Source organism: Streptomyces mutabilis (genome assembly GCF_046628145.1).
Taxonomy (GTDB): domain Bacteria; phylum Actinomycetota; class Actinomycetes; order Streptomycetales; family Streptomycetaceae; genus Streptomyces; species Streptomyces mutabilis.
Genome location: NZ_CP176874.1, coordinates 5539496 through 5565302, shown reverse-complemented (window position 1 = coordinate 5565302; position 25807 = coordinate 5539496). Strand labels below are relative to the sequence as shown.

General features: G+C 71.8%; 20 protein-coding genes. 12 read left to right on the top strand and 8 right to left on the bottom strand.

The genetic code is table 11. The annotated features are described in order from the left end of the window. Positions 1-98 precede the first annotated feature (98 nt). The 8 genes from ACLIN4_RS25225 (at position 99) to ACLIN4_RS25190 (ending at position 10794) form a co-directional block, all read left to right on the top strand. Positions 99-3941 carry a nitrate- and nitrite sensing domain-containing protein gene (locus tag ACLIN4_RS25225; protein ID WP_411576255.1) on the top strand — a complete coding sequence of 1281 codons (3843 nt, stop codon included), beginning with the start codon at positions 99-101 and terminating at the stop codon, positions 3939-3941. 9 nt (positions 3942-3950) lie between these two features. Beyond that, positions 3951-4364, top strand: coding sequence for a roadblock/LC7 domain-containing protein (locus ACLIN4_RS25220; protein WP_003973453.1), 414 nt, complete (start codon positions 3951-3953; stop codon positions 4362-4364). 111 nt (positions 4365-4475) lie between these two features. Continuing rightward, positions 4476-4874, top strand: a complete 399-nt coding sequence (locus ACLIN4_RS25215; protein WP_019328729.1) for a DUF742 domain-containing protein — start codon at positions 4476-4478, stop codon at positions 4872-4874. Beyond that, positions 4855-5430 (top strand): GTP-binding protein, encoded by a 576-nt coding sequence (locus ACLIN4_RS25210; RefSeq protein WP_003973455.1) that lies wholly within the window; start codon positions 4855-4857, stop codon positions 5428-5430. The genes ACLIN4_RS25215 and ACLIN4_RS25210 overlap by 20 nt, the downstream gene beginning before the upstream one ends. 411 nt (positions 5431-5841) lie before the next feature. Further along, positions 5842-9141, top strand: a complete 3300-nt coding sequence (locus ACLIN4_RS25205) for a nitrate- and nitrite sensing domain-containing protein (RefSeq protein WP_382024991.1) — start codon at positions 5842-5844, stop codon at positions 9139-9141. A gap of 10 nt (positions 9142-9151) precedes the next feature. Further along, the gene (locus ACLIN4_RS25200; protein WP_004983065.1) at positions 9152-9565 is read left to right on the top strand and encodes a roadblock/LC7 domain-containing protein; all 414 of its coding nucleotides are present in this window, start codon (positions 9152-9154) and stop codon (positions 9563-9565) included. Between the two features lie 94 nt (positions 9566-9659). After that, positions 9660-10232, top strand: coding sequence for a DUF742 domain-containing protein (locus ACLIN4_RS25195; RefSeq protein WP_100045091.1), 573 nt, complete (start codon positions 9660-9662; stop codon positions 10230-10232). Continuing rightward, positions 10213-10794: a GTP-binding protein gene (locus tag ACLIN4_RS25190; RefSeq protein WP_009314218.1), complete on the top strand. Its 582-nt coding sequence runs from the start codon at positions 10213-10215 to the stop codon at positions 10792-10794. Before ACLIN4_RS25195 ends, ACLIN4_RS25190 begins: the two co-directional genes overlap by 20 nt. Positions 10795-10973: 179 nt before the next feature. Here the strand turns inward: ACLIN4_RS25190 and ACLIN4_RS25185 are convergent, their stop codons facing one another. The 3 genes from ACLIN4_RS25185 to ACLIN4_RS25175 form a co-directional block, all read right to left on the bottom strand. Beyond that, a complete protein-coding gene (locus ACLIN4_RS25185; RefSeq protein WP_043379547.1) occupies positions 10974-11171 on the bottom strand; it encodes an acyl-CoA carboxylase epsilon subunit in 198 nt (65 codons plus the stop codon). 17 nt (positions 11172-11188) lie between these two features. Further along, positions 11189-12772 carry an acyl-CoA carboxylase subunit beta gene (locus tag ACLIN4_RS25180; RefSeq protein ID WP_411576254.1) on the bottom strand — a complete coding sequence of 528 codons (1584 nt, stop codon included), beginning with the start codon at positions 12770-12772 and terminating at the stop codon, positions 11189-11191. Between the two features lie 154 nt (positions 12773-12926). Further along, the gene (locus ACLIN4_RS25175; protein WP_411576253.1) at positions 12927-15308 is read right to left on the bottom strand and encodes a polysaccharide lyase 8 family protein; all 2382 of its coding nucleotides are present in this window, start codon (positions 15306-15308) and stop codon (positions 12927-12929) included. A gap of 139 nt (positions 15309-15447) precedes the next feature. On the opposite strand from ACLIN4_RS25175, the gene hpnR reads away from it, so the two are divergent. Continuing rightward, positions 15448-16941 carry a hopanoid C-3 methylase HpnR gene (gene hpnR, locus ACLIN4_RS25170; RefSeq protein WP_290014890.1) on the top strand — a complete coding sequence of 498 codons (1494 nt, stop codon included), beginning with the start codon at positions 15448-15450 and terminating at the stop codon, positions 16939-16941. Between the two features lie 91 nt (positions 16942-17032). Next, on the top strand, positions 17033-17590 hold the full coding sequence (locus tag ACLIN4_RS25165) for a YceI family protein (RefSeq protein WP_289911684.1): 558 nt from the start codon (positions 17033-17035) through the stop codon (positions 17588-17590). A 153-nt stretch (positions 17591-17743) separates the two neighbouring features. Here ACLIN4_RS25165 and ACLIN4_RS25160 read toward each other — a convergent pair whose 3' ends face one another. After that, positions 17744-18358, bottom strand: coding sequence for a TetR/AcrR family transcriptional regulator (locus tag ACLIN4_RS25160; protein ID WP_289911681.1), 615 nt, complete (start codon positions 18356-18358; stop codon positions 17744-17746). A gap of 76 nt (positions 18359-18434) precedes the next feature. Here ACLIN4_RS25160 and ACLIN4_RS25155 point away from each other — a divergent pair, with 76 nt between their 5' ends. Both ACLIN4_RS25155 and ACLIN4_RS25150 read left to right on the top strand, forming a co-directional pair. Then, positions 18435-19328, top strand: a complete 894-nt coding sequence (locus ACLIN4_RS25155) for a DMT family transporter (RefSeq protein ID WP_269955884.1) — start codon at positions 18435-18437, stop codon at positions 19326-19328. A gap of 182 nt (positions 19329-19510) precedes the next feature. Next, a complete protein-coding gene (locus tag ACLIN4_RS25150; protein ID WP_411576252.1) occupies positions 19511-20695 on the top strand; it encodes a Cmx/CmrA family chloramphenicol efflux MFS transporter in 1185 nt (394 codons plus the stop codon). 71 nt (positions 20696-20766) lie between these two features. Here ACLIN4_RS25150 and ACLIN4_RS25145 read toward each other — a convergent pair whose 3' ends face one another. The 4 genes from ACLIN4_RS25145 to ACLIN4_RS25130 all read right to left on the bottom strand — a co-directional run bounded on the left by ACLIN4_RS25145 (position 20767) and on the right by ACLIN4_RS25130 (position 25805). Beyond that, entirely contained in the window at positions 20767-22125 is a 1359-nt protein-coding gene (locus tag ACLIN4_RS25145; protein ID WP_289911677.1) for a hypothetical protein, read from the bottom strand. A gap of 83 nt (positions 22126-22208) precedes the next feature. Continuing rightward, positions 22209-23813: a citramalate synthase gene (gene cimA, locus ACLIN4_RS25140; protein ID WP_107478618.1), complete on the bottom strand. Its 1605-nt coding sequence runs from the start codon at positions 23811-23813 to the stop codon at positions 22209-22211. Positions 23814-24158: 345 nt separating this feature from the next. Continuing rightward, entirely contained in the window at positions 24159-24773 is a 615-nt protein-coding gene (locus ACLIN4_RS25135; RefSeq protein ID WP_289911674.1) for a TetR/AcrR family transcriptional regulator, read from the bottom strand. Positions 24774-24785: 12 nt separating this feature from the next. After that, entirely contained in the window at positions 24786-25805 is a 1020-nt protein-coding gene (locus ACLIN4_RS25130) for an agmatine deiminase family protein (protein ID WP_107478620.1), read from the bottom strand. Positions 25806-25807 lie beyond the last annotated feature (2 nt).

The following is a 25807-nucleotide window of genomic DNA, read 5'->3' as shown; positions in this document are numbered from 1 at the left end:
CGACCACCACGGGGGCGTATTCAGGGCGCCCCTATGACGCCGACACCGTGCCCAGTCGTTCACGCGGCCGGGTGCCTGGTCCAGAGGTTGCGACGCTAGTGCAGGGACGTTTCAAGAGGGATGGCAGCGCTTCGGCGGAGCCGGAGCCGCAGCACGGCGGGACTGGCCCCAAGGCCGTCAGCTCCTCGCCCCAGCACGCCCAGAACCCGGGTCAGGCCCAGTCGAGCGGCAACGGGGACGGCACCGGGCGCCCCGGCCAGGGCGCGGCCTCCCCCGCTTCCGGCCAGCAGCCGCCCGTGAAGCCGGCCAAGGGCTCGACCGGCCCCGGCCCGCGAATAGCCCTGCGCAACTGGCGGATCTCCACCCGTCTGGTGTCACTGCTCGCGCTCCCGGTGGTCGCGGCCACCTCGCTGGGCGCGATGCGCATCAGCCAGTCGATGGACGACATCCAGCAGCTCGACAACATGAAGCTGCTGACGGAGATGACCAAGCAGGCCACCGAGCTGGCCGCCGCGCTCCAGGAGGAGCGCGACCAGTCCGCCGGTCCACTGGCGCACGGCTCGTCGTCCGGCGCGATCGCCGTCAAGGGCGACCGGGAGAAGACCGACCGGGCCCGCAAGAACTTCCTCGACAGCTCCGAGGCGATCGACGCCGCCAGCAAGGACGGCAACCTCGTCGGCGTCCGCGACAGCCTCGTCGGCCTCGCCGGCGACCTGAACGACCTGGAGCGGATCCGCAGCACCGCCTACGAGGCCGAGGGCAACTCGACCCAGACCATCGAGGCCTACCACCGCCTGATCACCCACCTGCTCGACCTCTCGCAGGACATGGCGGAGGCGACCAGCAACCCCGAGATGATCCAGCGCACGCGCGCCCTGGCGTCGTTCTCCTCGGCCAAGGAGTACGCGTCCATCCAGCGCGCGGCCCTCGCGGCGGCGCTCCCCGCGAACACCACCAGCAAGCCGGACCTCGCGGAGAACGACCGGCTCTACGCGCAGTCGGCGCTGCAGAGCCAGTCGTCCGAGATCCGCAGCTTCACCAGCATCTACGGCGACGGCGCCGAGGAGCTGCTCAAGCCGATCTCCGAGGGCAACCCGGTGATCGAGTCGTCCGACCAGTACGCGAGCCGGGCCCTGGGCCAGACCAACGGCCTGGCGGACCTGAAGGTGCGGTCCTACCAGGACTGGCTGGACGACAGCTCCACCAAGATCCAGCAGATGAAGAACATCGAGCTGAAGCTGCTGGAGGACATGGAGCAGCAGGCCCGTGAGCTGCGCAGCGAGTCCGAGCGCGAGGCGATCATCTCGGGTGTCGTGATCCTGCTGGTGCTCGGTGTCTCCCTGGTCGGCGCCTTCGTCGTGGCCCGCTCCATGATCCGCTCGCTGCGCCGGCTGGAGGACGCCGCGACCAAGGTCGCCCAGGACCGCCTGCCCGAGCTGGTCAAGCAGCTCTCCGAGACCGACCCGCAGGACGTCGACACCTCGGTGGAGTCGGTCGGCGTGCACTCCCGGGACGAGATCGGCCGAGTGGCCGCGGCCTTCGACGACGTGCACCGCGAGGCCGTCCGCCTCGCCGCCGAGCAGGCCCTGCTGCGGGGCAACGTCAACGCGATGTTCACCAACCTCTCGCGCCGCTCCCAGGGCCTCATCCAGCGTCAGCTCTCGCTCATCTCCGAACTGGAGTCCCGCGAGGCCGACCCGGACCAGCTCTCCTCGCTCTTCAAGCTCGACCACCTCGCGACGCGCATGCGCCGTAACGGTGAGAACCTCCTCGTCCTCGCCGGTGAGGAGCCGGGCCGGCGCTGGACCCGGCCGGTCCCGCTGGTCGACGTGCTCCGTGCCGCCGCCTCCGAGGTGGAGCAGTACGAGCGCATCGAGCTGTCCTCCGTGCCGACCACCGAGGTCGCCGGCCGAGTGGTCAACGACCTCGTGCACCTGCTCGCCGAGCTGCTGGAGAACGCGACCTCGTTCTCCTCCCCGCAGACCAAGGTCAAGGTCACCGGTCACGCGCTGCCCGACGGGCGGGTGCTGATCGAGATCCACGACACCGGTATCGGTCTCTCCCCCGAGGACCTCGCCGCGATCAACGAGCGGCTCGCCGCGCCGCCCACCGTGGACGTCTCCGTCTCCCGCCGCATGGGTCTGTTCGTGGTCGGCCGCCTCTCGCAGCGCCACGGCATCCGCATCCAGCTGCGTCCGTCCGACTCCGGCGGTACGACCGCGCTGGTCATGCTGCCCGTGGACGTCGCCCAGGGCGGCCGCAAGCCGCAGCCCAAGCAGGGTCAGCAGGGCGCCGGCAACGGCGGTCCGGCCGCGGCCCAGGCCGCCGCGGGTGTCGCGGCGGCCCGGCGCGGTGGCGGCCAGGGCGGCGGCGCCTTCGGTGGTGGCGGTGCCCTCGGCGCCGGTGCGCCGGGCGGCGGCCGGCTCGCGGCCGGCCAGGGACCGCGGGCCGCACTGCCGGGGCGCGACGCGGGCGGTCGCCCGGGTGCGCCGGGCGGCGCGCGCGGACCCCAGGCCCCCGGGCAGCAGTCCCCCGCGGGCCCCGGGCAGCAGAACCGGCCGGCCCCGGCCGGCGCCGGACAGGCGCCCGGTGCTCCGCAGGGCCTTCAGGCCGCGGGCATGAACGCGCCGCAGGGCAACGCGCCGCAGGGCCAGGACATGTTCGGCGGCGGACGCGGTCCCTCCGCGCCCCCGCAGCGCGGGAAGCGCCGGGGCAACGCCGACGGCGAGCAGGGCCGCCGTCCGCAGCTGCCGCCGCGCGGCGGACCGCGGGCCGAGCTGCCCGGCGGCAACCCGCAGCCCCGCACGCCCAGCTGGAGCGACGAGAACGCGCAGCCGTCCGTGCCGCGCGCCTCGCTCGACGGCCCGCGCGGCCACGAGGAGCCGGACAGCGGCCGTACGGACCGCAAGCCGCGCCACGACGACCGGCAGGGTCCCGGCTCGACCACGGAGATGCCGGCGGTCCCCCGCCTCGGCGAGGTCCAGGGTCCCGGCGCCACCGCCGAGTTCGCCCGTCCGGACTTCGACGCCCCGGCGCCGCGCCAGGAGGACCCGCAGAGCACCGGCCAGTTCGCCCAGCCGGCCCAGGACCCGTTCGGTCAGGACCAGTACGGCACGAGCGCCCCGCACGACGACCAGTTCGCGCGGCCCGAGCCGGCCGCCCCGCAGCAGAACGGCACCTTCGTCCGCTCGGACGTGTTCGGCGGACAGCCGGGCCAGGCGGGTCCGAACGACCCGGCCTCGACCGGCGGCTTCACCGGCGCCCAGGGCTACGGCAACGGCTCGACCGGGCAGCACCGCCTGCCGGAGCGCCAGACCCCGGCCACCACCGGCCAGTTCGAACGCCCGCAGGCCGGCGGCACGCACGGCGGCAACGACTTCGCCGCCCCGCAGCCGCCCGTTCCGCAGCAGCGTCCCGCCGCTCAGGAGCCCCAGATCGGGACCGCCGCGCAGCGGCCGAACGACGGCTGGGCACTGCCCCCGGCCTCCGGCCCCGGCGACGGCCGTACACCGCTGTACGACACGCTGGAGACCAACTGGTTCCACGGCGACCGTGAGGCGCGGGATCAGCACAACGCCCCCGCCACGGCCCCGGAGCCGCAGGCCGTCCAGCCCCAGAACCCGGCGGCCCCCCAGCGGCCCGCCGCCTCCGCCTGGCGCAGCTCGCCGAACGACGACCTCGTCCGGCAGGCCGAGCGCGTCCGGCAGCCGGCCGCGGGCGGGGTCACCACCTCCGGCCTGCCGCGCCGGGTGCCCCGGGCCAACCTGGTCCCGGGCACGGCTCAGCAGCAGTCGAACCAGAACGGTCCGCAGGTCTCGCGCGCGCCCGACGACGTTCGCGGCCGGCTGACCAATCTCCGTCGGGGAATCGCACAGGGCCGTCAGGCCGGTACCAACCAGACCGGCAGCTACCCGCGGCCCACTCACCAGCAGGAGCGTTAGTTGAGCCCGATGAGCCAGGCGGCACAGAACCTCAACTGGTTGATCACGAATTTCGTGGACAACACCCCGGGGGTGTCCCACACCGTCGTCGTGTCCGCCGACGGACTCCTCCTGGCGATGTCGGAGGGCTTCCCGCGCGACCGCGCGGACCAGCTCGCGGCCGTCGCCTCGGGCCTGACCTCGCTGACCGCCGGGGCGTCCCGGATCTTCGAGGGCGGCAACGTCGCACAGACGGTGGTGGAGATGGAACGCGGGTTCCTCTTCCTCATGTCCGTCTCGGACGGCTCGTCCCTGGCCGTCCTCGCCCACCCGGAGTGCGACATCGGCCTCGTCGGCTACGAGATGGCGCTCCTGGTCGACCGCGCGGGCGCCGTGCTCACGCCCGACCTGCGCGCTGAGCTACAAGGAAGTCTGCTCCACTGATCGGCCCCGGCACCACCCGTGTTACCAAATCACCGTCCGGCCGCCACAATCCCCCCACCGGCCTCGTCAGACGGCACGACTGACCGACCTGCTGTCCCGCCCGGAGGATTCATGACCCCGCCCACCGCCTCTCATGATCCGTACGCGGAGCCGTACGAGGACGAGGGCGACCAGCCGCTGGTACGTCCCTACGCGATGACCGGCGGCCGGACCAGGCCGCGCTACCAGCTCGCCATCGAGGCGCTGATCAGCACGACGGCCGATCCGGCAGCGCTCATGGGGCTCCTTCCCGAGCACCAGCGCATCTGCCACCTGTGCCGCGAGGTGAAATCGGTGGCCGAGGTGTCGGCCCTGCTGGCCATGCCGCTGGGGGTGGCCCGGATCCTGGTCGCGGACCTCGCGGAGGCCGGCCTCGTCGCGGTTCACCAGCCGGGCGGCGACGAGAACAACGGCGGTGCGCCGGACGTGACACTGCTCGAAAGGGTGCTCAGTGGACTTCGAAAGCTCTGACGGAGGGCGGGCGACCACCTCCGCGAAGATCGTGGTGGCCGGCGGCTTCGGCGTCGGCAAGACCACGTTCGTGGGCGCCGTCTCCGAGATCAACCCCCTGCGCACGGAGGCCGTGATGACCTCCGCCAGCGCCGGGATCGACGACCTCACACACGCCGGGGACAAGACGACCACCACGGTCGCCATGGACTTCGGACGCATCACGCTCGACCAGGACCTGATCCTGTACCTGTTCGGCACGCCCGGCCAGGACCGCTTCTGGTTCATGTGGGACGACCTGGTGCGCGGCGCCATCGGCGCGGTCGTGCTGTGCGACACCCGCCGGCTGGCCGACTGCTTCCCTGCGGTGGACTACTTCGAGAACAGCGGTCTGCCGTTCGTCGTCGCACTCAACGGCTTCGACGGCCAGCAGCCCTACTCGCCGGACGAGGTGCGGGAGGCGCTGCAGATCGGCCCGGACACCCCGATCATCACGACCGACGCCCGGCACCGCGCCGACGCGAAGAGTGCCCTGATCACGCTGGTCGAGCATGCGCTGATGGCGCGGTTGCGGTAGGTACGCAAGCGGTCGCAGCCAAGTCGGCAGGGCTCTACGGCAGTTGTCGTAGACGGGACGGAGCCGTCTGTGTCCTTTGACACGGTCGGCTCCGCCGTTCATAACGTTTCGGCAGAGGAATCGGGTGGTATCGACACGCGTCGCGGTCAACTGGTCTCGCTGCGCGCACGAACGCCCCGTCTTTTGACGGGCCTCGCTCTTTATGACCGTTTTATCGGGGGCTTACATCACGTGTAACCCCCGCGTACCACTGTTTGGAAGAGCGCAGGCCGCCGTGCTGGAATGCCAGAACTGCCCATTGGTCAATGACGCACGAGACGTACTCAGCGGTAGCACGTACTCGTCGACGGACTGGGCTCTGAGACACAGCGGCACGACGTAGGTGCCGACCGCCGAGAGGTTGTTGGTCGAGTGAGGCGAAGCAAGAACAGTCCCGAGCCATCGGCCCGGGGCAACTTCACCCCGCCGCCGCGTACAGCGGCGCCCGCCCCCGTGCCCGCTGCGGAAACCAAGGAGGAGCCCGCCCCGAGCGGCGGCCGCCTCTCCCCGCGCAACTGGCGGGTGACCACCCGGCTGAACGCGATCCTGCTCATACCCGTGCTGGTCGGCCTGGTCATGGGCGGCTTCCAGGTGAAGAGCTCGATCGACACCTGGCAGGACGCCGAGGACGCCGAGAGCACCGCGCGTCTGGTGCAGGCCTCGCTGAACTACGCGAGCGCCCTCTACAACGAGCGCGACATCACCGCCGCCCCGCTCCTGCAGGGCAAGGGCCAGAAGGACAGTGACGTCAGCAAGGCCCGCCAGGCGACCGACCAGGCGGCCGACGTCTTCGACGAGGCGGCGCAGGGCATGCCGTCCAAGCCGGGCCTGGAGCGCCGGCTGAAGGTGTTCCGCGAGCAGGAGCCCAAGCTCCAGTCGCTGCGCGTGGCCGCCTACACCTCCAAGCTCAAGGGCGTGGAGACCGAGGAGGGCTACACCGGCGTCGCCCACCCCCTGATGGAGTTCGCCAACGAGCTCGGTCTGGGCACCGGAAACATCACCTCCTACGGCCGTACCGTCTACGCGATCTCCCTGACCAAGGCGGCGCTCTCGCTGGAGCGTTCCATCGGCATGCACATGCTGGTCAAGCCGGGTCCGGAGCCGAGCCACCTCGCCAGCCAGCGCGTCGCCCTCTCCTCGTACGCCTACCTGGAGCGGATCGCGGTCGAGGAGTACATCGGCGGCGGTACCGAGGCGGACGCGCAGAAGCTCGAGGACGCCGAGGCGCAGCTCAAGGAGGACGGCGCGGCCATGGCCAAGGAGGCCAAGGCCAAGGACCCGGACTACGTCCCGCCGCCCACCAACCCGACCACGATGGTCTCGGAGCTGGCCCAGCTGAGCTCCACGAGCAGCAGTGCGCGGGCCGACCTGGCCGATCAGGGCATCACGCCGGAAAACTGGTGGGCGGTCAACACCCTCAAGTTCGACGCGTACCAGAAGATCGAGTCGGACCTGGCCGACAAGGCGGTGACCGAGGCGTCGACGATCGCGGACGACGCCGAGCGGGACGCCTACATCACGGGTGCCGCGGTCGTGATCGCGCTGCTCGCCGCGTTCATCCTGGCCGGCATGGTGGCCCGCCAGATGAGCCGCTCCATGCGCCAGCTGCGCACCGCCGCCTTCGGCATCGCCGAGCAGCGCCTGCCGATGCTGGTCGACCAGCTCTCCCGCACCGACCCCGGCCGGGTCGACACCCGGGTCGCGCCGATCCCGATCACCTCGACCGACGAGATCGGCGAAGTCGCCCGCGCCTTCGACCAGGTGCACCGCGAGGCGGTCCGACTCGCCTCCGAGCAGGCCCTGCTGCGGGGCAACATCAACGCGATCTTCACCAACCTGTCGCGCCGCAACCAGTCGCTGATCGAGGGCCAGCTGACCCTGATCACCGACCTGGAGAACAACGAGGCCGACCCCGACCAGCTGGAGAACCTGTTCCGGCTGGACCACCTGGCCACCCGTATGCGCCGCAACGGCGAGAACCTCCTGGTCCTCGCCGGCGAGGAGCCCGGCCGCCGCTGGGACCAGCCGGTCCCGCTGGTCGACGTGCTGCGCGCCGCCTCCTCCGAGGTGGAGCAGTACGAGCGCATCGAGCTGTCGGGCGTGCCCGAGGCCGAGATCCACGGCCGCGCCGTGACCGACCTCGTGCACCTGCTCGCCGAGCTGCTGGAGAACGCCACCACGTTCTCCTCCCCGCAGACCAAGGTCCGCGTCACCGCGACCCGTCTTCCCGACGGCCGCGTGATGGTCGAGATCCACGACAAGGGCATCGGCCTGACCGCCGAGGACTTCGCGGACATCAACCACAAGCTGGCCAACCCGCCGACCGTGGACGCCGCGATCTCGCAGCGCATGGGCCTGTTCGTGGTCGGCCGGCTGTCCGACCGGCACGGCATCCGCGTCCAGCTGCGCCCCTCCGGCGAGCAGGCGGGCACCACCTCGCTGGTCATGCTCCCGGACGCCATCACCCACGGTGGCGGCGGCGAGCAGCAGCAGCGCGACGAGTTCACCGTCTCGCAGATCATCCCGGAGCAGAACTTCCAGGGCGAGAACTTCTCCCAGGTCGGTCAGCCCATGCGGACCGCCGCCGAGCTCGGCTTCGACGACAGCCGGTACACCGAGGTGCCCGACGACATCCGCGAGCTCGACCCCGTCGGCCGCTCGCTGATGCGCGAGGAGCGCCGCGCGGCGCTGGAGGCCCAGTCGCACCCCGAGCTGACCGGCCCGGAGGAGCACAGCGGCCGCGAGGACACCGCCGCATCCGGCTACCAGGACCAGTTCACCGGGCAGCAGCCGGTCTACGACCAGGGCGCCGGCGGCTACCAGGAGCAGCAGACCGGCGGGTACCAGGAGCAGCAGACCGGCGCCTTCGACCAGCAGTCGGCGTACGCCGACCAGCAGCAGGCGGCGTACCGGGAACCGCAGCAGCAGGCGTACGACGAGCAGTACTTCGCGCCGAACGGCGGTCTGCCGCAGGGCGAGGGCTACGCGACGGGCGGCGGATACCCGGACACCTCCTACGAGGAATCCGCCCGCAACGGCCACCAGTCGGCCGGTTCCGGCGCCCAGGAGGGCTACTCGGCCTTCGAACAGCGCCGCCACCAGGACGACTGGCCGCAGCAGGACGGCTACCGGAACGGTTACCCGGACCAGTACCCTGCCGGTGCCCCGGAGGCTGAATCCGCGCAGGCCGCTGACGTGAACGAGGCGGACCGCGTAGGCTTCGACCGTCCGGGTCCGGCCCCCTCCGCCACCCACGAGCTGACCGACGCCGGTCTCCCCCGCCGCGGGTCCCCCGCGGGCGGCGCCGGTGGTGCGGGGCCCGTGGGCCAGGAGACGCCGGCCGCCGCGGCGGGCGCGGGCGGGGACAGCTGGCGGTCGGCCAACGACGACCGCTGGCAGCAGGCCGCGCAGCTGCGCAAGCCCAAGGCGGGTGGGGTGACCTCCTCCGGGCTGCCGCGCCGGGTACCCAAGGCCAACCTGGTCGAGGGCACCGCCGAGTCCACTCCCCAGGGGGGCCCACAGGTCTCCCGCGCTCCGGAGGACGTCCGGGGCAGGCTGAGCAACCTGCGGCGCGGCGTCGAACGGGGCCGCAACGCAGGCAGTGAAACGAACGGCCAGGACACAACGAATGAACACCGTGGTCCTGACAGCACCTACAACCAGGAGCGTTAGTGTGAGCCCGATGAGCCAGGCGGCACAGAACCTGAACTGGTTGATCACCAACTTCGTGGACAACACCCCGGGGGTGTCCCACACGGTGGTGGTCTCCGCCGACGGACTCCTTCTCGCGATGTCCGAAGGGTTTCCGCGCGACCGCGCCGACCAGCTCGCGGCCGTCGCCTCCGGCCTGACCTCGCTGACCGCGGGTGCCTCGCGCATCTTCGAGGGCGGCAGCGTGAACCAGACGGTTGTGGAGATGGAGCGGGGATTCCTCTTCATCATGTCCATCTCCGACGGGTCCTCCCTCGCGGTTCTCGCACACCCGGAGGCGGACATCGGTCTCATTGGGTACGAGATGGCCCTTCTGGTGGACCGTGCGGGCACGGTCCTGACGCCCGACCTGCGGGCTGAGCTCCAAGGCAGCCTTCTCAACTAAAGGACAGACGGTGCGTTTTGGCGTCCCGTGGCCGTAAAGTTTCGGGACGCGGCTCCACAGTGATGGATGCCAGGCACAGTCGGAGGAGGAAAAAGTGGCAACACCCCCAGGCGGTCCGTCATCGGGCAACTGGTCGTACGGCCCTGTCCAGGGTCCGAACGACGGCTCGGCGAACGGGTACGGCTACCCCTCCGTCCCGGGCCACCGGCAGCCGTACGCACCGCAGGGCCCCGGCCCCGCGCCGTACGACCAGCCGCAGGCTCCGCGCATCCAGCCCGTGCAGCCGCAGCGCCGCACCCCTGAGCCGGCGCCCGCGGGGGCGTCGAACAACCCCCTGGTGCGCCCGTACGCCATGACGGGCGGTCGCACCAGGCCGCGGTACCAGCTCGCCATCGAGGCGCTGGTGCACACCACCGCGCAGCCGCACCAGATGCAGGGCCAGTTGCCCGAGCATCAGCGGATCTGCAACCTCTGCCGGGAGATCAAGTCGGTGGCCGAGGTCTCGGCCCTCCTGACGATCCCTCTCGGCGTGGCCAGGATCCTCGTCGCCGACTTGGCGGAGGCGGGACTGGTCGCCATCCATCAGCCCGGCGGCGACGAGAACGCCGGCGGCCAGCCAGACGTGACACTGCTCGAAAGGGTGCTCAGTGGACTTCGCAAGCTCTAGCGGCGGTCCTTCCCGCTCCACCACTTCCGCGAAGATCGTGGTGGCGGGCGGCTTCGGCGTGGGCAAAACCACGTTCGTCGGCGCTGTCTCGGAGATCAATCCGCTGCGCACCGAGGCCGTGATGACATCCGCGTCCGCGGGCATCGACGACCTCACCCACACGGGGGACAAGACGACCACGACGGTCGCCATGGACTTCGGACGCATCACGCTCGACCAGGATCTGATCCTGTACCTCTTCGGTACTCCCGGCCAGGACCGTTTCTGGTTCATGTGGGACGACCTGGTGCGCGGCGCCATCGGGGCGATCGTGCTGGTCGACACGAGGCGGCTCGCCGACTGCTTCCCCGCCGTCGACTACTTCGAGAACTCGGGCCTGCCGTTCGTCATCGCCCTCAACGGCTTCGACGGCCAGCAGCCGTACAACCCGGACGAGGTCCGGGAGGCGCTGCAGATCGGCCCGGACACCCCGATCATCACGACCGACGCCCGGCACCGCGCCGACGCGAAGTCCGCGCTGATCACGCTCGTCGAGCACGCGCTGATGGCGCGCCTGCGCTGACGCGCCGGGCTGCGACACGCCCCCTGCGGCCACTGGGCTGCCGGGGGCGGTTTCGTTGCCGGGTGCGGGTGATCCGTGGCCGGTCGCGCAGTTCCCCGCGCCCCCGGGTGCGCTGTCCAGCCCCTGGTCATACGTAGAGGCCCCCTCCTGTGCGGAGGGGGCCTCTACGTCGTGTCGGGTCAGCGCCAGCTGTGCGGCGCGCGGAAGCCCGGCTCGCGTTCCAGGCGGCGCCAGCCGGCTCGGACGCGGCCGCCACCGTGGGTCGGGGCGATCTCGGCGGGGCGGGCGGCGGCGCGGGCCAGGAGGAGGGCCGTGATGGCGGCGACCTCCTCGGGCTCGGCGTGGCCCTTCTCGACGCGGATGTCGGGAATGGACATGGACGTGGCTCCTCGGGTCACTGCGGCGGGTTGCCGTGCTTGCGGGAGGGCAGGTCGGCGTGCTTGGTCTGGAGCATCGTCAGGGACCTGATGAGCACCTCGCGGGTCTCGGCGGGGTCGATGACGTCGTCGACGAGGCCGCGCTCGGCCGCGTAGTACGGGTGCATCAGCTCGGCCTTGTACTCCTTGACCATGCGGGCGCGCATGGCCTCGGGGTCCTCGGCCTCGGCGATCTGGCGGCGGAAGATGACGTTGGCCGCGCCCTCGGCGCCCATCACGGCGATCTCGTTGGTGGGCCAGGCGTAGGTGAGGTCGGCGCCGATGGACTGGGAGTCCATGACGATGTAGGCGCCGCCGTACGCCTTGCGCAGGATCAGGGAGATGCGGGGCACGGTGGCGTTGCAGTAGGCGTAGAGGAGCTTGGCGCCGTGGCGGATGATGCCACCGTGCTCCTGGTCGACGCCGGGCAGGAAGCCGGGGACGTCGAGGAGGGTGAGGATCGGGATGTTGAAGGCGTCGCACATCTGGACGAAGCGGGCGGCCTTCTCCGACGCCTCGATGTCCAGGACGCCGGCCAGGGCCTGCGGCTGGTTGGCGACGATGCCGACCACCTGGCCGTCCAGGCGGGCCAGGGCGCAGATGATGTTGCGGGCCCAGCGCTCGTGGACCTCCAGGTACTCGCCGTCGTCGACGATCTCCTCGATGACCTTGGTCATGTCGTACGGCCGGTTGCCGTCCGCCGGGACGAGGTCGAGGAGGGTGTCGCCGCGGCGGTCGGCCGGATCGGAGGGCTCGTGGCGGGGCGGATTCTCCCGGTTGTTCTGCGGGAGGAGGGAGAGGAGGTAGCGGACCTCGGCGAGGCAGGTCTCCTCGTCGTCGTACGCGAAGTGCGCGACACCGCTCGTCTCGGCGTGCACGTCCGCGCCGCCGAGCCCGTTCTGGGTGATCTCCTCACCGGTGACGGCCTTGACCACGTCGGGCCCGGTGATGAACATCTGCGAGGTGTCGCGGACCATGAACACGAAGTCCGTGAGGGCCGGGCTGTAGGCCGCGCCGCCCGCGCACGGGCCGAGCATCACGCTGATCTGCGGGATGACCCCGGACGCCTTCGTGTTGCGCTGGAAGATCCCGCCGTACCCGGCCAGCGCGGAGACACCCTCCTGGATACGGGCACCCGCACCGTCGTTCAGGGACACCAGCGGGGCACCGGCCGCGATGGCCATGTCCATGATCTTGTGGATCTTCGTCGCGTGGGCCTCGCCCAGCGCACCGCCGAAGATCCGGAAATCGTGCGCGTAGACGAAGACCGTACGGCCCTCCACCGTGCCCCAGCCGGTGATCACACCGTCCGTGTACGGCTTCTTGGCCTCCAGGCCGAACCCGGTCGCCCGGTGCCGGCGCAACTGCTCGACCTCCCGGAACGACCCCGGGTCCAGAAGCAGCTCGATACGCTCCCGCGCCGTCAGCTTCCCCTTGGCGTGCTGCGCCGCCGTCGCCTTCTCGCTCGGTCCGGCCAGAGCCTGCGCACGGATCTCGTGCAGTTCGGCGACCCGCCCGCGCGCGTCCGTCGGCTCACCCGGCGCCTCATCCAAAACGGTCATGTAGCGACTCTACGAACCCGACCGAGGAATGCGAGCCGTCGACTCCGTACAGTCTCCGGCGCGTTTTCCTGGTAGCACTGAACAGAACCCCCATCGCATGCAGCCGTTTCGACTGCTCAGGGGGCCAGTTGCTTGTAGGGGTCGCACAAAGGTGTCAGCTGAGAGTCACCTCACATTCATGGGTGGTACATACCACCCCTGGAGTGACGCGGAGGTGCAGTCGGCGGCCGGTGGCGAGGATCTCGACCGTCTCGTCGGCCCTTACCACCCCCCGCACCGGGTGGTCCCAGATGATCTCCAGGGGCTCTCCGGTGCGCGGCGGTTCGCTCACGCAGAGGGTAGCGGTGCGGCCCCGGCGCCGGACCAGCACACTGGCGCCCGCGGTCGCGGTGAGCGGCCCTGCCGTGCCGGCCCGCCAGAAGTTGGCCGCGGTGAGGCCGAGCGGGGGCACGGTGACGGCCTGGCGGTGGTCGTCGTTGGCCAGGACGGTCAACCACCGGCGGTCGGCGGCGCGGCGGGCGACGGTCCCGCGGGAGGCGCCCGGCATGAGGACGTAGCGGTAGCCGGCGTCGGTCGGGTCCGTGCCGTGGTCCAGCCAGAGGGTCTGCCAGCGGCGGGTGCGGCGCTCGGTGGTGCTGGTGGTGTTGATGTCGGACCAGGCGCCGGTGCGGGCCTCGCGCAGGGTCCGCAGGTCGCCGTCGGGCACGATCCAGCCGCCGTGGCCCTCCAGGTGGGCCCAGTGCCGGCCGCGTGCGAGGGTCTGGCTGCCGTCCTCCCCCAGATTGCGGTTGTCGACGACCGTCTCCACGGGGACGCCGTCCGCGCAGGTGATGCCCGCGCCGAGGCAGACCACCGCGTCGGCGACGAAGAACCAGGACTTGCGGGCCTCGAGGGTCGAGCCGAGGCCCTTGAGGTGCTGTCCGACGGCCGCGTACTCGCCGTCGGTCGTGCCGCCGACCCAGCGCGCGTCGGGTTTGGGGGCGCCCCACTCGCCGCCCGCGCGGTCGGGCAGGCGTTTGGTGGAGACGGTGGTTCCGGGCAGCCGGTACCAGTCGACGGTCGGCCAGAACCAGTCCGTGTACTGGTCGGATCCGGTCCCGTTCGCCCACCAGGTGAGCAGGCCGGCGCCGGTGTGCCAGCCGCGCGGGTTCTCGCCGTTGCCGCACTCGTAGTGGGCGATGCGGTCGCTGGCCATGGCGAGGCCGGCGGTGAAGGCCGGGCGGCGGTGGACGGCGCGGTCCATGGCGGCGAAGAGGCGGTGCCCGGTGGGCTCGGGCGCTGCCTGGACGGGGGCGTCGGCGATCGCGTGCAGCCGGGCCAGGTCGGCGACCGGGAACTGGGGTGCGGTGAGGATCGGGGTGACGGTGTCCCGTTCGATCCAGCCCTTGATCCGCGCGTGCCAGCGCTCGCGCTCGGCGTCGCTCGCGCCGCCCGCGAGGACCGCCATGGCCGCGATGAGCTGCTGCCCGTGGAAGTGGTCGCTGCGCATGACGCGCAGGTCGTCGCTCTTGAGGTAGCCCCGGCTGATGGCGCGTCCGTTGACGCCGTCCATGACCAGTCCGTCGTGGACGAGGGGCGCGTAGGCGTGCTCGACGCTGTCCAGGACGATCTGCCTGCCGGGGTCCGTCACCTCCCACTCCGAGCCGGCGAGCAGGGTGAACAGCCGGCCGAGTCCGTCCAGCATGACCTGGCCGTACGTCCCCGAGTAGGCGACCCAGGTGTGCTGGACGAACGAGCCGTCGGCGTAGAGGCCGTCCCCCTCCGTGACGTAGGGGAAGACCGGGGAGAGGGCGTCGCGGGCCAGGGCGATCTTGACGGGACTCCGGCCCAGGACGCCGCGCAGGGCGACGGAACGGCACAGGTCGACGCGGTTGGCGCCGGTGGACGTGCCGGAGTAGTCGCCGAGCATCGCGTCGGGGACGAAGTGGTCCACGGCGGCGCAGGCGGCGGCGGTGCGGTCGGGGCCGAGGTGGTCGTACAGGGCGGCGGTGATGTCCATCAGCAGGCGGGGGGTGCCGATCTGCCATTCCCACCAGTTGCCGTAGCGGGTGGTGGCGGGGTTGTAGACGGTGGCCGAGAGGTGGTCGAGGCCGCGCAGGATGTCGGCGAGGAGGCCGTGGTCGCCGGTTGAGCCGGTGCCCTGCTGGACGTAGGCCTGGGTCATGGTCCACAGGCGGCCGTAGGCGAAGGTGATGCCGGCGGGCGGGTCGAAGGGATGGCCGGGCCACAGGGAGGTGGGGGTGGGGGCCATGGTGGCGCGGTGGTCGCGGGCGCGGGCGCCGGTCTCGGCGAGGCGGGAGGCGTACGGTTCGGCGGCCGGGTCGTAGCCGGTGCCGAGGGCGATGTCGAGCCAGCGTCTGCGCAGGGTGTCGTAGGGATCATCCGCCGGGTCCCCGGCGGGTGCGGGGGCGGCGTGGGCGGGCGCTGCGAAGGCGGGGCTGAGCGCGGCGGCCAGGGCGGTCGCGAGCAGGAAGGTGCGGCGGGTGGGTTCGGCGCCGGTCCGGCGGGCGTACGGCCACGTGGGGGTCATGCTCATGACCCTTCCCCGTTCCGGGCTCCACCAGGCGGCGGTACGGAGGCTGCGGCGGCGCGTCGGCCGGGTTACGAAAGGGGTGCCCGACCGCCGTTCCGGTTCGCCCCCGTGCCGGTGCGTTCCGACCCGCGACGAGGTGACCATGCGCCTGCTGCTCGTGCATCCCAGCGCCCTGATGTACTCCGAGATCTTCCTGCGCCTGGAACCGCTCGGCCTCGAACGGGTGGCGGGCGCGGCCCGCGAGGCGGGACACGAGGTGCGGGTCGTGGACCGCCAGGTGCTCGGCGAGCGCGTCCTGCGCGACGAGGTGCGGTCGTTCCGGCCCGAGGCGCTCGGCATCTCGCTGAACTACCTGGCGAACATCCCGGAGGCGATCGAGCTGGCGGTGAAGGTGAAGCGGGAGGTCCCGGACTGCTTCGTCTTCTTCGGCGGGCACAGCGTCTCCTTCGTCGCCGAGGACGTGCTGGACCAGTCGGCCGGGGCGGTGGACGCGGTGGTCCGGGGCGAGGGCGAGCCGGTGATCACGCCGCTGCTGGAGGCGGTGCGCGACGGCGGGGTGGACGGCGTGCCGGGGATCGTCACCGCGGCCGGGCGGGGGCCCGCGCCGCTGATGATGCACGGCATCGACTCCCCGCTCCCGGCCCGCGACCTGATGCGCAACCGGCGCCGCTACTTCATCGGCGAGCTGGACCCGTGCGCCTCCATCGAGTTCACCCGCGGCTGTCCCTGGGACTGCTCGTTCTGCTCGGCCTGGACGTTCTACGGCCGCAGCTACCGCAAGGCCTCCCCCGAGGCGGCGGCCGAGGACCTGGCGCGGATCCGCGAGCCCAACGTGTTCATCGTCGACGACGTGGCCTTCATCCGGCCCGAGCACGGCAACGCCATCGCCGACGAGGTGGAGCGGCGCGGCATCCGCAAGCAGTACTACCTGGAGACGCGCAGTGACGTGCTGCTGCGCCACCCCGAGGTCTTCGAGCGGTGGGCGCGGCTCGGCCTGCGCTACATGTTCCTGGGCATGGAGGCCATCGACGCCGAAGGGCTGGACCTGTTCCGCAAGCGGATCAGCCCGGACGAGAACTTCCGTGCGCTGGAGGCGGCCCGGCGGATGGGCATCCAGGTCGCGATCAACCTCATCGTGGACCCGGCGTGGGACGAGGAACGGTTCCGGGTGGTGCGGGAATTCGCGCTGTCGGTGCCGGAGATCGTGCACTTCACGGTGATGACGCCGTACCCGGGCACGGAGATCTGGCACACCGAGTCCCGCCGGCTGACCACCCGCGACTACCGCCTCTTCGACATCCAGCACGCCGTGGTGCCGACGACGCTGCCGCTGGACCGGTTCTACGAGGAGCTGGTGCGGACCCAGGCCGTGATCAACCGCAAGCACCTGGGCCTGAGGACGGCGTTCGGCGCGGCCCGGATCCTCGGCCGGAACCTGCTGCGCGGACAGACGAACTTCGCGCGCATGCTGTGGAAGTTCAACCAGGTCTACAACCCGCGCCGGCAGCTCGCGGACCACGGCATGCCCGTCCGGTACGAACTCCCGCTGCCGCGCCCGGTCGACGTCGGCGACCGGCGGCAGCTGTACGTGCACACCCGGCCCGCTCCGCAGACGTCGCCGCCACGCCGGTCATAACCGTTGAAGGCCGTACGGAATAGGACTAGAGTCGGCACCGTTGGACTGGTTGAACATTCAACATCACGGCTCGACCTTCCTGGAGGACACCATGACCACGACCCCCGACCTCGCGACCCTGACCGGCGAGTACACGATCGACCCGGCCCACACGACGATCGGCTTCACCGCGCGCCACGCCATGGTCACCAACGTCAAGGGCAAGTTCCTCGACTTCAGCGGCACGCTGCACCTGGACGGCACCGACCCGGCGAAGTCCACGGCGACCCTCGACGTCACGATGGACAGCATCGACACCGGGTCCCCCGACCGCGACGGCCACCTCAAGAGCTCGGACTTCTTCAAGACGGACGAGTTCCCGAAGATGACCTTCCGTTCCACCTCGGCGGAGCCCCTCGGCGGCGACGACTACCGCATCACCGGTGACCTCACGATCCTCGGCACCACCCGGCCGATCACCATCGACCTGGAGTTCAACGGCGCCGCCAAGGACCCGTTCGGCAACGAGCGCGTCGGCTTCGAGGGCAAGGCGGAGATCAAGCGCTCGGACTGGGGCCTGACCTGGAACGCGGCCCTGGAGACGGGCGGCGTGCTGGTCTCCGACAAGATCAAGCTGAACTTCGACATCTCGGCGATCAAGCAGGCCTGAGTTCGACGTCGGCGGCGGCCCGGACCCGGATGCGCCGGCCGGGCCAGCCGATCGTCCGGTAGATCGTGTCGTACTGCGCGATCGAGTCGTCCGCCGGCATCAGGCGGCCCGCGTCGGCAGCGGTCCGCCGCGACGGTACTGGGCGGCATGGGCTCACCGTAGCGGCGCGTCCCGCGGCGCCGCCCCGCTTTCCAGCAGTCCCCGCGCCTGATCGAGGGCCGCGCCGAAGGGGTCGGGGAAGACCCCGAGCCCGTGTGCGACCAGCGCCCCCTCGTGCAGCAGCATCAGGGCGCGCCCCAGACGGTCCGCCCCGGCCGGGTCGGCCCGGCGGGCCAGGCCGGTGAACAGTTCCAGCATCCACCGCTTCTGCCCGGTGATGACCGCGTACGCCGGATGGGCCGGATCGCTGATCTCCGCATGCGCGTTGATCATGCTGCACCCCTTGGCCCCGTACTCCGCCGCCCACACCCGCGAGGCCTCGAAGACGGCCGCCACCCGGTCCGCCGCTCCCTCCCCGGCCGCGTCCAGCCGGCCGGCGAGCAGCGCCCGCCAGCGCTCGTCGCGTGCGGCCAGGTACTCCACGACGATCTGCTCCTTCGAGCCGAACCGGTCGTACAGCGTCTTCTTGGTCACCCCGGCCTCGGCGGCGATGAGATCCACGCCGACGGCGTGGATGCCGCGCTCGTAGAACAGCCGCTCGGCGGCCTCCAGCACCCGTCGCGCGCCGAGCGTCATCCGGACGCGGCGCGGCTTGTCTTCCGACCCCATGCTCCCGAGTATACCGATCTGTATAGTGGGCACCCGAGTCGAGTAAACCGATCTGTCTACTCGGGATGTGGTCGACGTGAACGCCCTGCTCTCGGTCGCCTTCGTACTGTGCTGGAGCTCCGGCTTCATCGGCGCCAAGCTCGGCGCGGGGACCGCGGACGCGAGCACGCTGCTGATGTGGCGATTCCTGCCGCTCGCGGTGGTCCTCGTCGCCGCCGCGGCCGTCTCGCGGCAGGCCTGGCGAGGGCTGACGCTCCGGGACACCGGCCGACAGGTCGCCATCGGCGCGCTCTCCCAGAGCGGCTACCTGCTCAGCGTCTACTACGCCATCCAGCTCGGCGTCTCCAGCGGCACCACCGCCCTGATCGACGGCGTCCAGCCGCTGGTCGCCGGCGCGCTCGCCGGGCCCGTGCTGCGGCAGTACGTGTCACGCAGGCAGTGGCTGGGGCTGTGGCTGGGCCTGGCCGGTGTCGCCACGGTGACCGTGGCCGACGCCGGGGCGGCGGGCGCGGACGTGGCCCGGTGGGCGTACTCCATACCCTTCCTCGGCATGCTGTCCCTGGTGGCGGCCACCTTCCTGGAGGGCCGCTCGCGCCGTCCGGTCGCGCCCCGGGCGGCGCTCACGATCCACTGCCTGACCAGTGCCGTCCTCTTCTCGGCGCTGGCGGTGGGCGCCGGGGCCGCGGTCCCGCCCGCCGACTCCTCGTTCTGGACGGCGACCGCCTGGCTGGTGGTGCTGCCCACCTTCGGCGGCTACGGGCTGTACTGGCTGCTCCTGCGCCGGTCGGGCCTCACCGAGGTCAACACGCTCATGTTCCTCATGGCTCCGGTCACGGCCGTGTGGGGCGCCCTGATGTTCGGCGAGCACTTTGGCGTGCAGACCGCGATCGGCCTGGTCGTGGGCCTCGCGGCCGTCGTGGTCGTGCGGCGCGGGCGAAATCCGGTCGCGCCGCTCGCCGCGAGCCGCTAACGTGCCCGGCGTGAACAGCCCCGAAGCGTCCAGACTCCGGCCACCGGTCCTCCGGTGGCTGTTCGTGATGCCGGGCCGCGGGACGCGCTGAGCGCGTACCCGTAGTCACCGCCGCACCACCGCCCCCGGACGGCCGTCCGCCGTGTCGTGTTTCGAGTCGACTTCCGGGTGCGGAGTTCTTCATGCCGTTCGCTCTTCTTCTGCTGGGCCTTGCCGTGTTCGCCCAGGGAACGTCCGAGTTCATGCTGTCCGGGCTGGTGCCGGACATCGCGAGGGATCTACAGGTCACCGTGCCTGCGGCGGGGGCCCTGACCTCCGCCTTCGCGGTGGGGATGGTCGTCGGGGCGCCGTTGATGGCGGCGCTCGGCCGGCGCTGGTCGCGGCGGGGCGCCCTGTTGGGCTTCCTGCTCGTCTTCCTCGCCGTCCACGTGGTCGGTGCGGTCACCGACAGTTTCGAGGTGCTGCTGGCCACACGGGTGGTGGGCGCGCTGGCCAACGCCGGCTTCCTGGCCGTGGCGCTGGTGACCGCCGCCGGCCTGGTGCCGCCGCACGCCAAGGGGCGGGCCACGGCCACGCTGCTGGGCGGCGTGACGCTGGCCTGCGTGGTCGGGGTGCCCGCCGGTGCGCTGCTCGGTCAGGTGTGGGGCTGGCGCTCGGCGTTCTGGGCGGTGGCGTTGCTGTCGGTGCCCGCGGTGGTCGCGGTGACCCGGTCGGTACCGGGCGGGGCGGCAGACGCCACGCCTCCCCTGCTGGTGGACGAGCTGCGGTCGCTGCGCAGCCCGCGGCTGCTGCTCGCGCTGCTGCTGGGGGCCCTGGTGAACGGGGCGACCTTCTGCACGTTCACATATCTCGCGCCGCTGGCCACGGAGGTCGGCGGGCTGGGCGACGCGTGGGTGCCGGGGGTGCTCGCGCTGTTCGGGGCCGGATCGTTCGTCGGGGTGAACGTGGGCGGGCGGTTCGCCGACCGCAGCCCGACGTCGGTGGTGACGGCGGGCGGGGCCGCGCTGGGCGCCGGGTGGTGCGTGCTCGCGCTGGCCGCCGGGCACCCGGTCCTGCTGCTCGGGCTCGTGTGCCTGCTGGGCGCGCTGTCCTTCGGGGTCGGCTCCACGCTGATCTCCCAGGTGCTGTACGCGGCACCGGACGCCCCGACCCTGGCCGGCGGTTTCGCGACGGCCGCGTTCAACGTGGGCGCGGCACTGGGCCCGTGGGCCGGAGGGCTGGCGATCGGCGCGGGGTACGGGTACCGGTCGCCGGCGTGGATCAGCGCGGGGCTCGTCGTCTGCGCCCTGGCCCTGACCGTCACGGCGTCGGCCTCCGGCGCGGTGGGCCGGGCCGACGGGACGGCAGGCGTGCCGCGCCGGCCGTAGACAGGTGACCGTGGGGGCCGCCCGAGCCGTGGCGCCGGGCGGCCCGCACGCCGCCAGAAGCCCGAGTCGGGCTAGAAGCCTCCGCCGAAGTCCCCGCCACCGCCGCCGAAGCCGCCGCCCCCGCCGAAGTCGCCGCCCCCGAAACCGCCGCCGAAGTCGCCGGAATCGAAGTCGCCGCCCGTGACGTCGCCGCCCTCGTGGCCGCCGAAGTCGCCGTACCCGGCGCCGTAGCCCGCCCCGTAGGCCGGACCGGCCATCATGCTGCCCAGCATCGTGCCGACCAGCAGGCCGGGCAGGATGCCGCCGCCGAAGTAGCCGCCGGCCCAGGGGCCGTAGGCCGGGCCCGCGTCCCAGTAGGGGCGGCGGCCGTACTCGGTGTCCACCTCGCGGACCATCGGGTCCAGGCCGTCGGACAGGCGGGCCTGATCGGCCGCGCAGACCGGCACCCGTCGGGTGGCGCCGCCCGGCGGGGTCCAGGTGACGTCGGCGACGGACGGGCCGTGGCGCGGGTCGAAGAAGCAGGGCGGGCGGCGTTCGGGCAGCGGCCTGCCCCCGCGGCGGGCGGCGAGCTGGGCCAGCGAGAAGCGGCCGTCCTCCAGGGCCTGGGTGACCGCGCGCACGTCCTCCGGTTTGCGGGCGTCCGCCATGTACGTCTTGGCCTGCTCGTAGGCGTCGAGGGCGCGTTCGTAGTCCGTGCGCATCGCGTCGTCGGCGCCCGGCTCGCCGGGGTGGAAGTCCAGGCGGTCCAGTTCCTCGCCGAACGCCGTGATGTCCTCGTCGACCACCACGCGCAGCCGCGCCAGCGCCTCCCGCTGCTCCTCCTCGCGGCGGCGCCGGTTGCGCCGCGAGACCGCGTAGACGCCCGCGCCGCCGGCCACCACGACCGCGCCCGCGGTGATCAGGGCACCCGTCGAGACGGAACCGCCGCCGCCGGAGTCCCAGGACGCCGGCGCGGAGCCGCGGACGCTGCGCAGCGCGTCGTCGACGAAGTCGTTGAGCTGGGCCTTGGGGTCGCCCGCGCCCTGCGCGGCCGTGACGAGGTTGTTCACGCCCTGGCGGCTCAGCACGCTGCTGTCGGCGCGCGCGTCGAACTCGTCGCCGAGCCGGATGCCGTACAGGCCGGTGATCCCGGTCTCGGTACGGAGGTTCTGGAAGAGGTTCGCGGTCGGGTAGTCGGCCGGGAGAACCGCGACGAAGACGGGTTCGTTCGCGTCCTCGATCTTGTCGGCGAGTGCCTCGGCGTCCGCCTCGGACAGCAGGTCGGAGGCGGCCGGGTCCACGTAGACGGGACTCTCGCGCAGGGCCGCGCCGATCTCGGAGACGTCGGTGGCCGCCTGCGCGCCGGGCGCACCGGCCATCAGCACCGCCAGGAGGGCGACGACCGGCGCGACCAGGAGGCGAATGAGGACTCGAACGCGTGCGTCCTTCATACGTTCGAAAGTACCCGAATCGACCTCAATAAGACATCAGTGAGGAAGGGGAAACCGAGGGAAACCGATCCGGGTCCGGAGGCTCACTCCGCGGGCTCGACCCCCGCCCGCAGCAGTCCGTACGTGTACGCGTCCTCCAGGGCCTGCCACGAGGCGGCGATGACGTTCTCCGCGACGCCCACCGTGGACCACTCCCCCGTCCCGTCGGTCGTGGAGATCAGGACCCTGGTGGTGGACTGGGTGCCGTGCACGCCCTCCAGGATGCGGACCTTGTAGTCGACGAGGTCGAGCTTGGCCAGCTCCGGGTAGATCTTCTCCAGGGCGACGCGCAGTGAGCGGTCCAGGGCGTTGACCGGGCCGTTGCCCTCCGCGGTGGCGACGATGCGCTCGCCCTTGGCCCAGAGCTTGACGGTGGCCTCGTTCGCGTGGGAGCCGTCGGGGCGGTCCTCGGTGATCGCGCGCCAGGACTCGACGTCGAAGTACTTCAGCGGCCTGCCCTCGGCCTCCGCCCGCAGCAGCAGCTCGAAGGAGGCGTCGGCGGCCTCGTAGGTGTAGCCCGCGAGCTCCCGCTCCTTGACGCGCTCGACGACCCGGCCGACCAGTTCGCGGTCACCGCCGAGGTCGATGCCGAGTTCCTTGCCCTTCAGCTCGATCGAGGCGCGGCCGGCCATGTCGGAGACCAGCATCCGCATGGTGTTGCCGACCAGCTCGGGGTCGATGTGCTGGTACAGGTCCGGGTCGACCTTGATGGCGGAGGCGTGCAGTCCGGCCTTGTGGGCGAAGGCGGAGACGCCGACGTAGGGCTGGTGGGTGGAGGGCGTGAGGTTGACGACCTCGGCGATGGCGTGGGAGATGCGGGTCATCTCGCGCAGCCGCCCCTCGGGCAGCACCTTCTTGCCGTACTTCAGCTCCAGCGCGGCCACGACCGGGAACAGGTTGGCGTTGCCGACGCGCTCGCCGTAGCCGTTGGCCGTGCACTGCACGTGGGTGGCGCCCGCGTCGACCGCGGCGAGGGTGTTGGCGACGGCGCACCCGGTGTCGTCCTGGGCGTGGATGCCGAGCCGGGCGCCGGTGTCGGCGAGCACCGTGGCGACCACGGCCTGGATCTGCGCCGGGAGCATGCCGCCGTTGGTGTCGCACAGGATGACCACGTCGGCGCCCGCCTCGGAGGCGGCGCGGACGACGGCCTTCGCGTACTCGGGGTTGGCGCGGTAGCCGTCGAAGAAGTGCTCGCAGTCGACGAAGACCCGGCGGCCCTGGGCCTTGAGGTGGGAGACCGTGTCCGCGACCATCGCGAGGTTCTCGTCGAGCGTGGTGCGCAGGGCCAGCTCGACGTGCCGGTCGTGGGACTTGGCGACCAGCGTGATCACCTCGGCGCCGGACTCCAGCAGTGCCCTGACCTGGTGGTCCTCGGCGGCGGTGGCGCCCGCGCGGCGCGTGGAGCCGAAGGCGACCAGCTGGGCGTGCTGGAAGTCGATCTCCTCGCGGGCACGGGCGAAGAACTCGGTGTCCCGCGGGTTCGCGCCGGGCCAGCCGCCTTCGATGAAGCCCACGCCGAAGTCGTCCAGGTGCCGTGCGATGGCCAGCTTGTCCGCGACCGTGAGGTTGATGCCCTCGCGCTGCGCGCCGTCGCGCAGGGTGGTGTCGAAGACGTGGAACGAATCGTCGAGTTCGCTGGGTGCGGTCATGATCTGAAGGCTCCTGTATGGGATCTCGGTCTACCGGAATGACCGGTTCCACCGTCCGTCTATGATCCCTCGCGCTCTCTTCCCGGCTGGGGGTGGGCCAGGAAAACGAAAAACCTCTCGCGGGTGCGAGAGGTCTGCGCGCGGGTCGAGGACGACGGTGTCCACCCGTACCTGGTCGTACGTGGTGGTCACTGCGGACCGGCGCGCCTGCTGCCAATAATCATGGCGAACGAGAGCACGGCGGCAGTCTGGCACAGTTCGTCCCCGTGCTCACCGTCCGTCTCAGGATGCGAGCAGTGTGCGTCCGGAACCGGACGCTCACGGGGCCCTCCGGGGGGAGACCGCTCAGGCCCCGGCGAAGAGCCCGTCCGCCAGGAACTCCCGCACATGGCCGAGCACCTGCTCCCGGTCCGTGCCGCGCAGTCCGATCGCCACGTGGATGGCGAAGCCGTCGAGCAGGGCGCGCAGCCGGGAGGCGAAGCGGTCGGGGTCGACGGGGCGGAACTCGCCGCGCGAGACGCCCTCGGCGAGCAGTGCGACCAGGTCGCGGTGCCAGGCGCCCTCGATGGCGGCCTGCCGGTCACGGGCGGCGGATTCCTCTGCGGCGCTCTGCGAGCGGTTCCAGACCTCCAGCCACAGCGTCCAGTGCGGGTCGCGGTGGCCTTCGGGGACGTACAGGTCGACGTAGGCGTCGAGGCGTTCGCGGGTGGTGCCGGTGCGGGTGAGCAGGCGTCCTCGTTCGGCGCCGAGGCGGCCCTCGCTCCACTCCAGGGTGCGCAGCAGCAGTTCGTCCTTGGAGTGGAAGTAGTAGAGGAGGTGGCCGCTGCTCATGCCGACCTCGCGGCCGAGCGCCGCCATGGTCAGCTTCTCCAGGCCGCGCTCGGCGATCATCTCCATGGCGGCGGCGAGGACGTCCTCGCGGGGCGGTGCGTTCTTCCGCGCTCGCGCCGCACCGGCCATGGCTGACTCCTTCTAGATCCTCGGCTGCTGTTGCGTGATGCAGTGGATGCCTCCACCGCCCGCGAAGATCGTACGGGCGTCCACCGGTGTCACCGTGCGCTCGGGGAACAGGCGCCGGAAGATGCCCGCCGCGAGTTCGTCGTGCGGGTCGTCGAAGGCGCACAGGACGACGCCGCCGTTGCACAGGTAGTGGTTGATGTACGAGTAGTCGACCCAGTCGCCCTCCTCGTCCTTCAGGACGGTCGGGGCGGGGACCTCGACGACCTCCAGGCGGCGCCCCTTGGCGTCGGTCTGGCCGCGCAGGATCTCCGCGTACAGCTGCGAGCGGGCGTGGTCGGGGTGGGCGGGGTCGCGCTGGCTGTGCACGACGACGGTGCCCGGGCGGGCGAAGGCCGCGACGATGTCGACGTGGCCCTGGGTGCCGTACCTGCCGTAGTCACCGGTCAGGCCGTGCGGGAGCCAGATCGCCTTGCTCGTGCCCAGCTTGGCGTGGATCTCCGCCTCGACCTGCTCGCGGGTCCAGCCGGGGTTGCGGCCGGGGCCGAGCTGGACGGTGTCGGTCAGCAGGACCGTGCCCTCGCCGTCGACGTGGATAGCGCCGCCCTCGTTGACGAGCGTGCTGCCGAGGACGGGGACGCCGGCGAGGTCCGCGACATGGTGGGCGATCTTGGAGTCGTGCTCCCAGCGGGCCCAGTCCTGGGCGCCCCAGCCGTTGAACACCCAGTCCACGGCGGCCAGCCCGCCCTGCCCGTCCGTCACGAAGGTCGGGCCGATGTCCCGCATCCAGGCGTCGTCCAGCTCGCGCTCCACCAGGTCGACGTCCGGGCCCAGCAGCTCGCGCGCGGTGTCGCCCTGGCCGGGTCCGTGCACCATCGTCACCGGCTCGAAGCGGCGCACCGCGCGGGCCACGGACGCCCAGGCCGCACGGGCCTCGGCCAGCTCCTGGTCGTCGGCGAACGTCGGGTTGGGGCCGGGCCAGGCCATCCAGGTGCGTTCGTGCGGGGCCCACTCGGGGGGCATGCGGAAGGTCATGG

Excerpts from the sequence above, each read along its gene's own strand:
- ACLIN4_RS25215 (WP_019328729.1), top strand. The coding sequence starts at position 4,476 with ATGACCCCGCCCACCGCCTCTCATGATCCGTACGCGGAGCCGTACGAG.
- ACLIN4_RS25180 (WP_411576254.1), bottom strand. The coding sequence starts at position 12,772 with ATGACCGTTTTGGATGAGGCGCCGGGTGAGCCGACGGACGCGCGCGGG.
- ACLIN4_RS25175 (WP_411576253.1), bottom strand. The coding sequence starts at position 15,308 with ATGAGCATGACCCCCACGTGGCCGTACGCCCGCCGGACCGGCGCCGAA.
- ACLIN4_RS25200 (WP_004983065.1), top strand. The coding sequence starts at position 9,152 with ATGAGCCAGGCGGCACAGAACCTGAACTGGTTGATCACCAACTTCGTG.
- ACLIN4_RS25135 (WP_289911674.1), bottom strand. The coding sequence starts at position 24,773 with ATGGCCGGTGCGGCGCGAGCGCGGAAGAACGCACCGCCCCGCGAGGAC.
- hpnR (WP_290014890.1), top strand. The coding sequence starts at position 15,448 with ATGCGCCTGCTGCTCGTGCATCCCAGCGCCCTGATGTACTCCGAGATC.
- cimA (WP_107478618.1), bottom strand. The coding sequence starts at position 23,813 with ATGACCGCACCCAGCGAACTCGACGATTCGTTCCACGTCTTCGACACC.
- ACLIN4_RS25185 (WP_043379547.1), bottom strand. The coding sequence starts at position 11,171 with ATGTCCATTCCCGACATCCGCGTCGAGAAGGGCCACGCCGAGCCCGAG.
- ACLIN4_RS25160 (WP_289911681.1), bottom strand. The coding sequence starts at position 18,358 with ATGGGGTCGGAAGACAAGCCGCGCCGCGTCCGGATGACGCTCGGCGCG.
- ACLIN4_RS25150 (WP_411576252.1), top strand. The coding sequence starts at position 19,511 with ATGCCGTTCGCTCTTCTTCTGCTGGGCCTTGCCGTGTTCGCCCAGGGA.
- ACLIN4_RS25130 (WP_107478620.1), bottom strand. The coding sequence starts at position 25,805 with ATGACCTTCCGCATGCCCCCCGAGTGGGCCCCGCACGAACGCACCTGG.
- ACLIN4_RS25145 (WP_289911677.1), bottom strand. The coding sequence starts at position 22,125 with ATGAAGGACGCACGCGTTCGAGTCCTCATTCGCCTCCTGGTCGCGCCG.
- ACLIN4_RS25220 (WP_003973453.1), top strand. The coding sequence starts at position 3,951 with ATGAGCCAGGCGGCACAGAACCTCAACTGGTTGATCACGAATTTCGTG.
- ACLIN4_RS25165 (WP_289911684.1), top strand. The coding sequence starts at position 17,033 with ATGACCACGACCCCCGACCTCGCGACCCTGACCGGCGAGTACACGATC.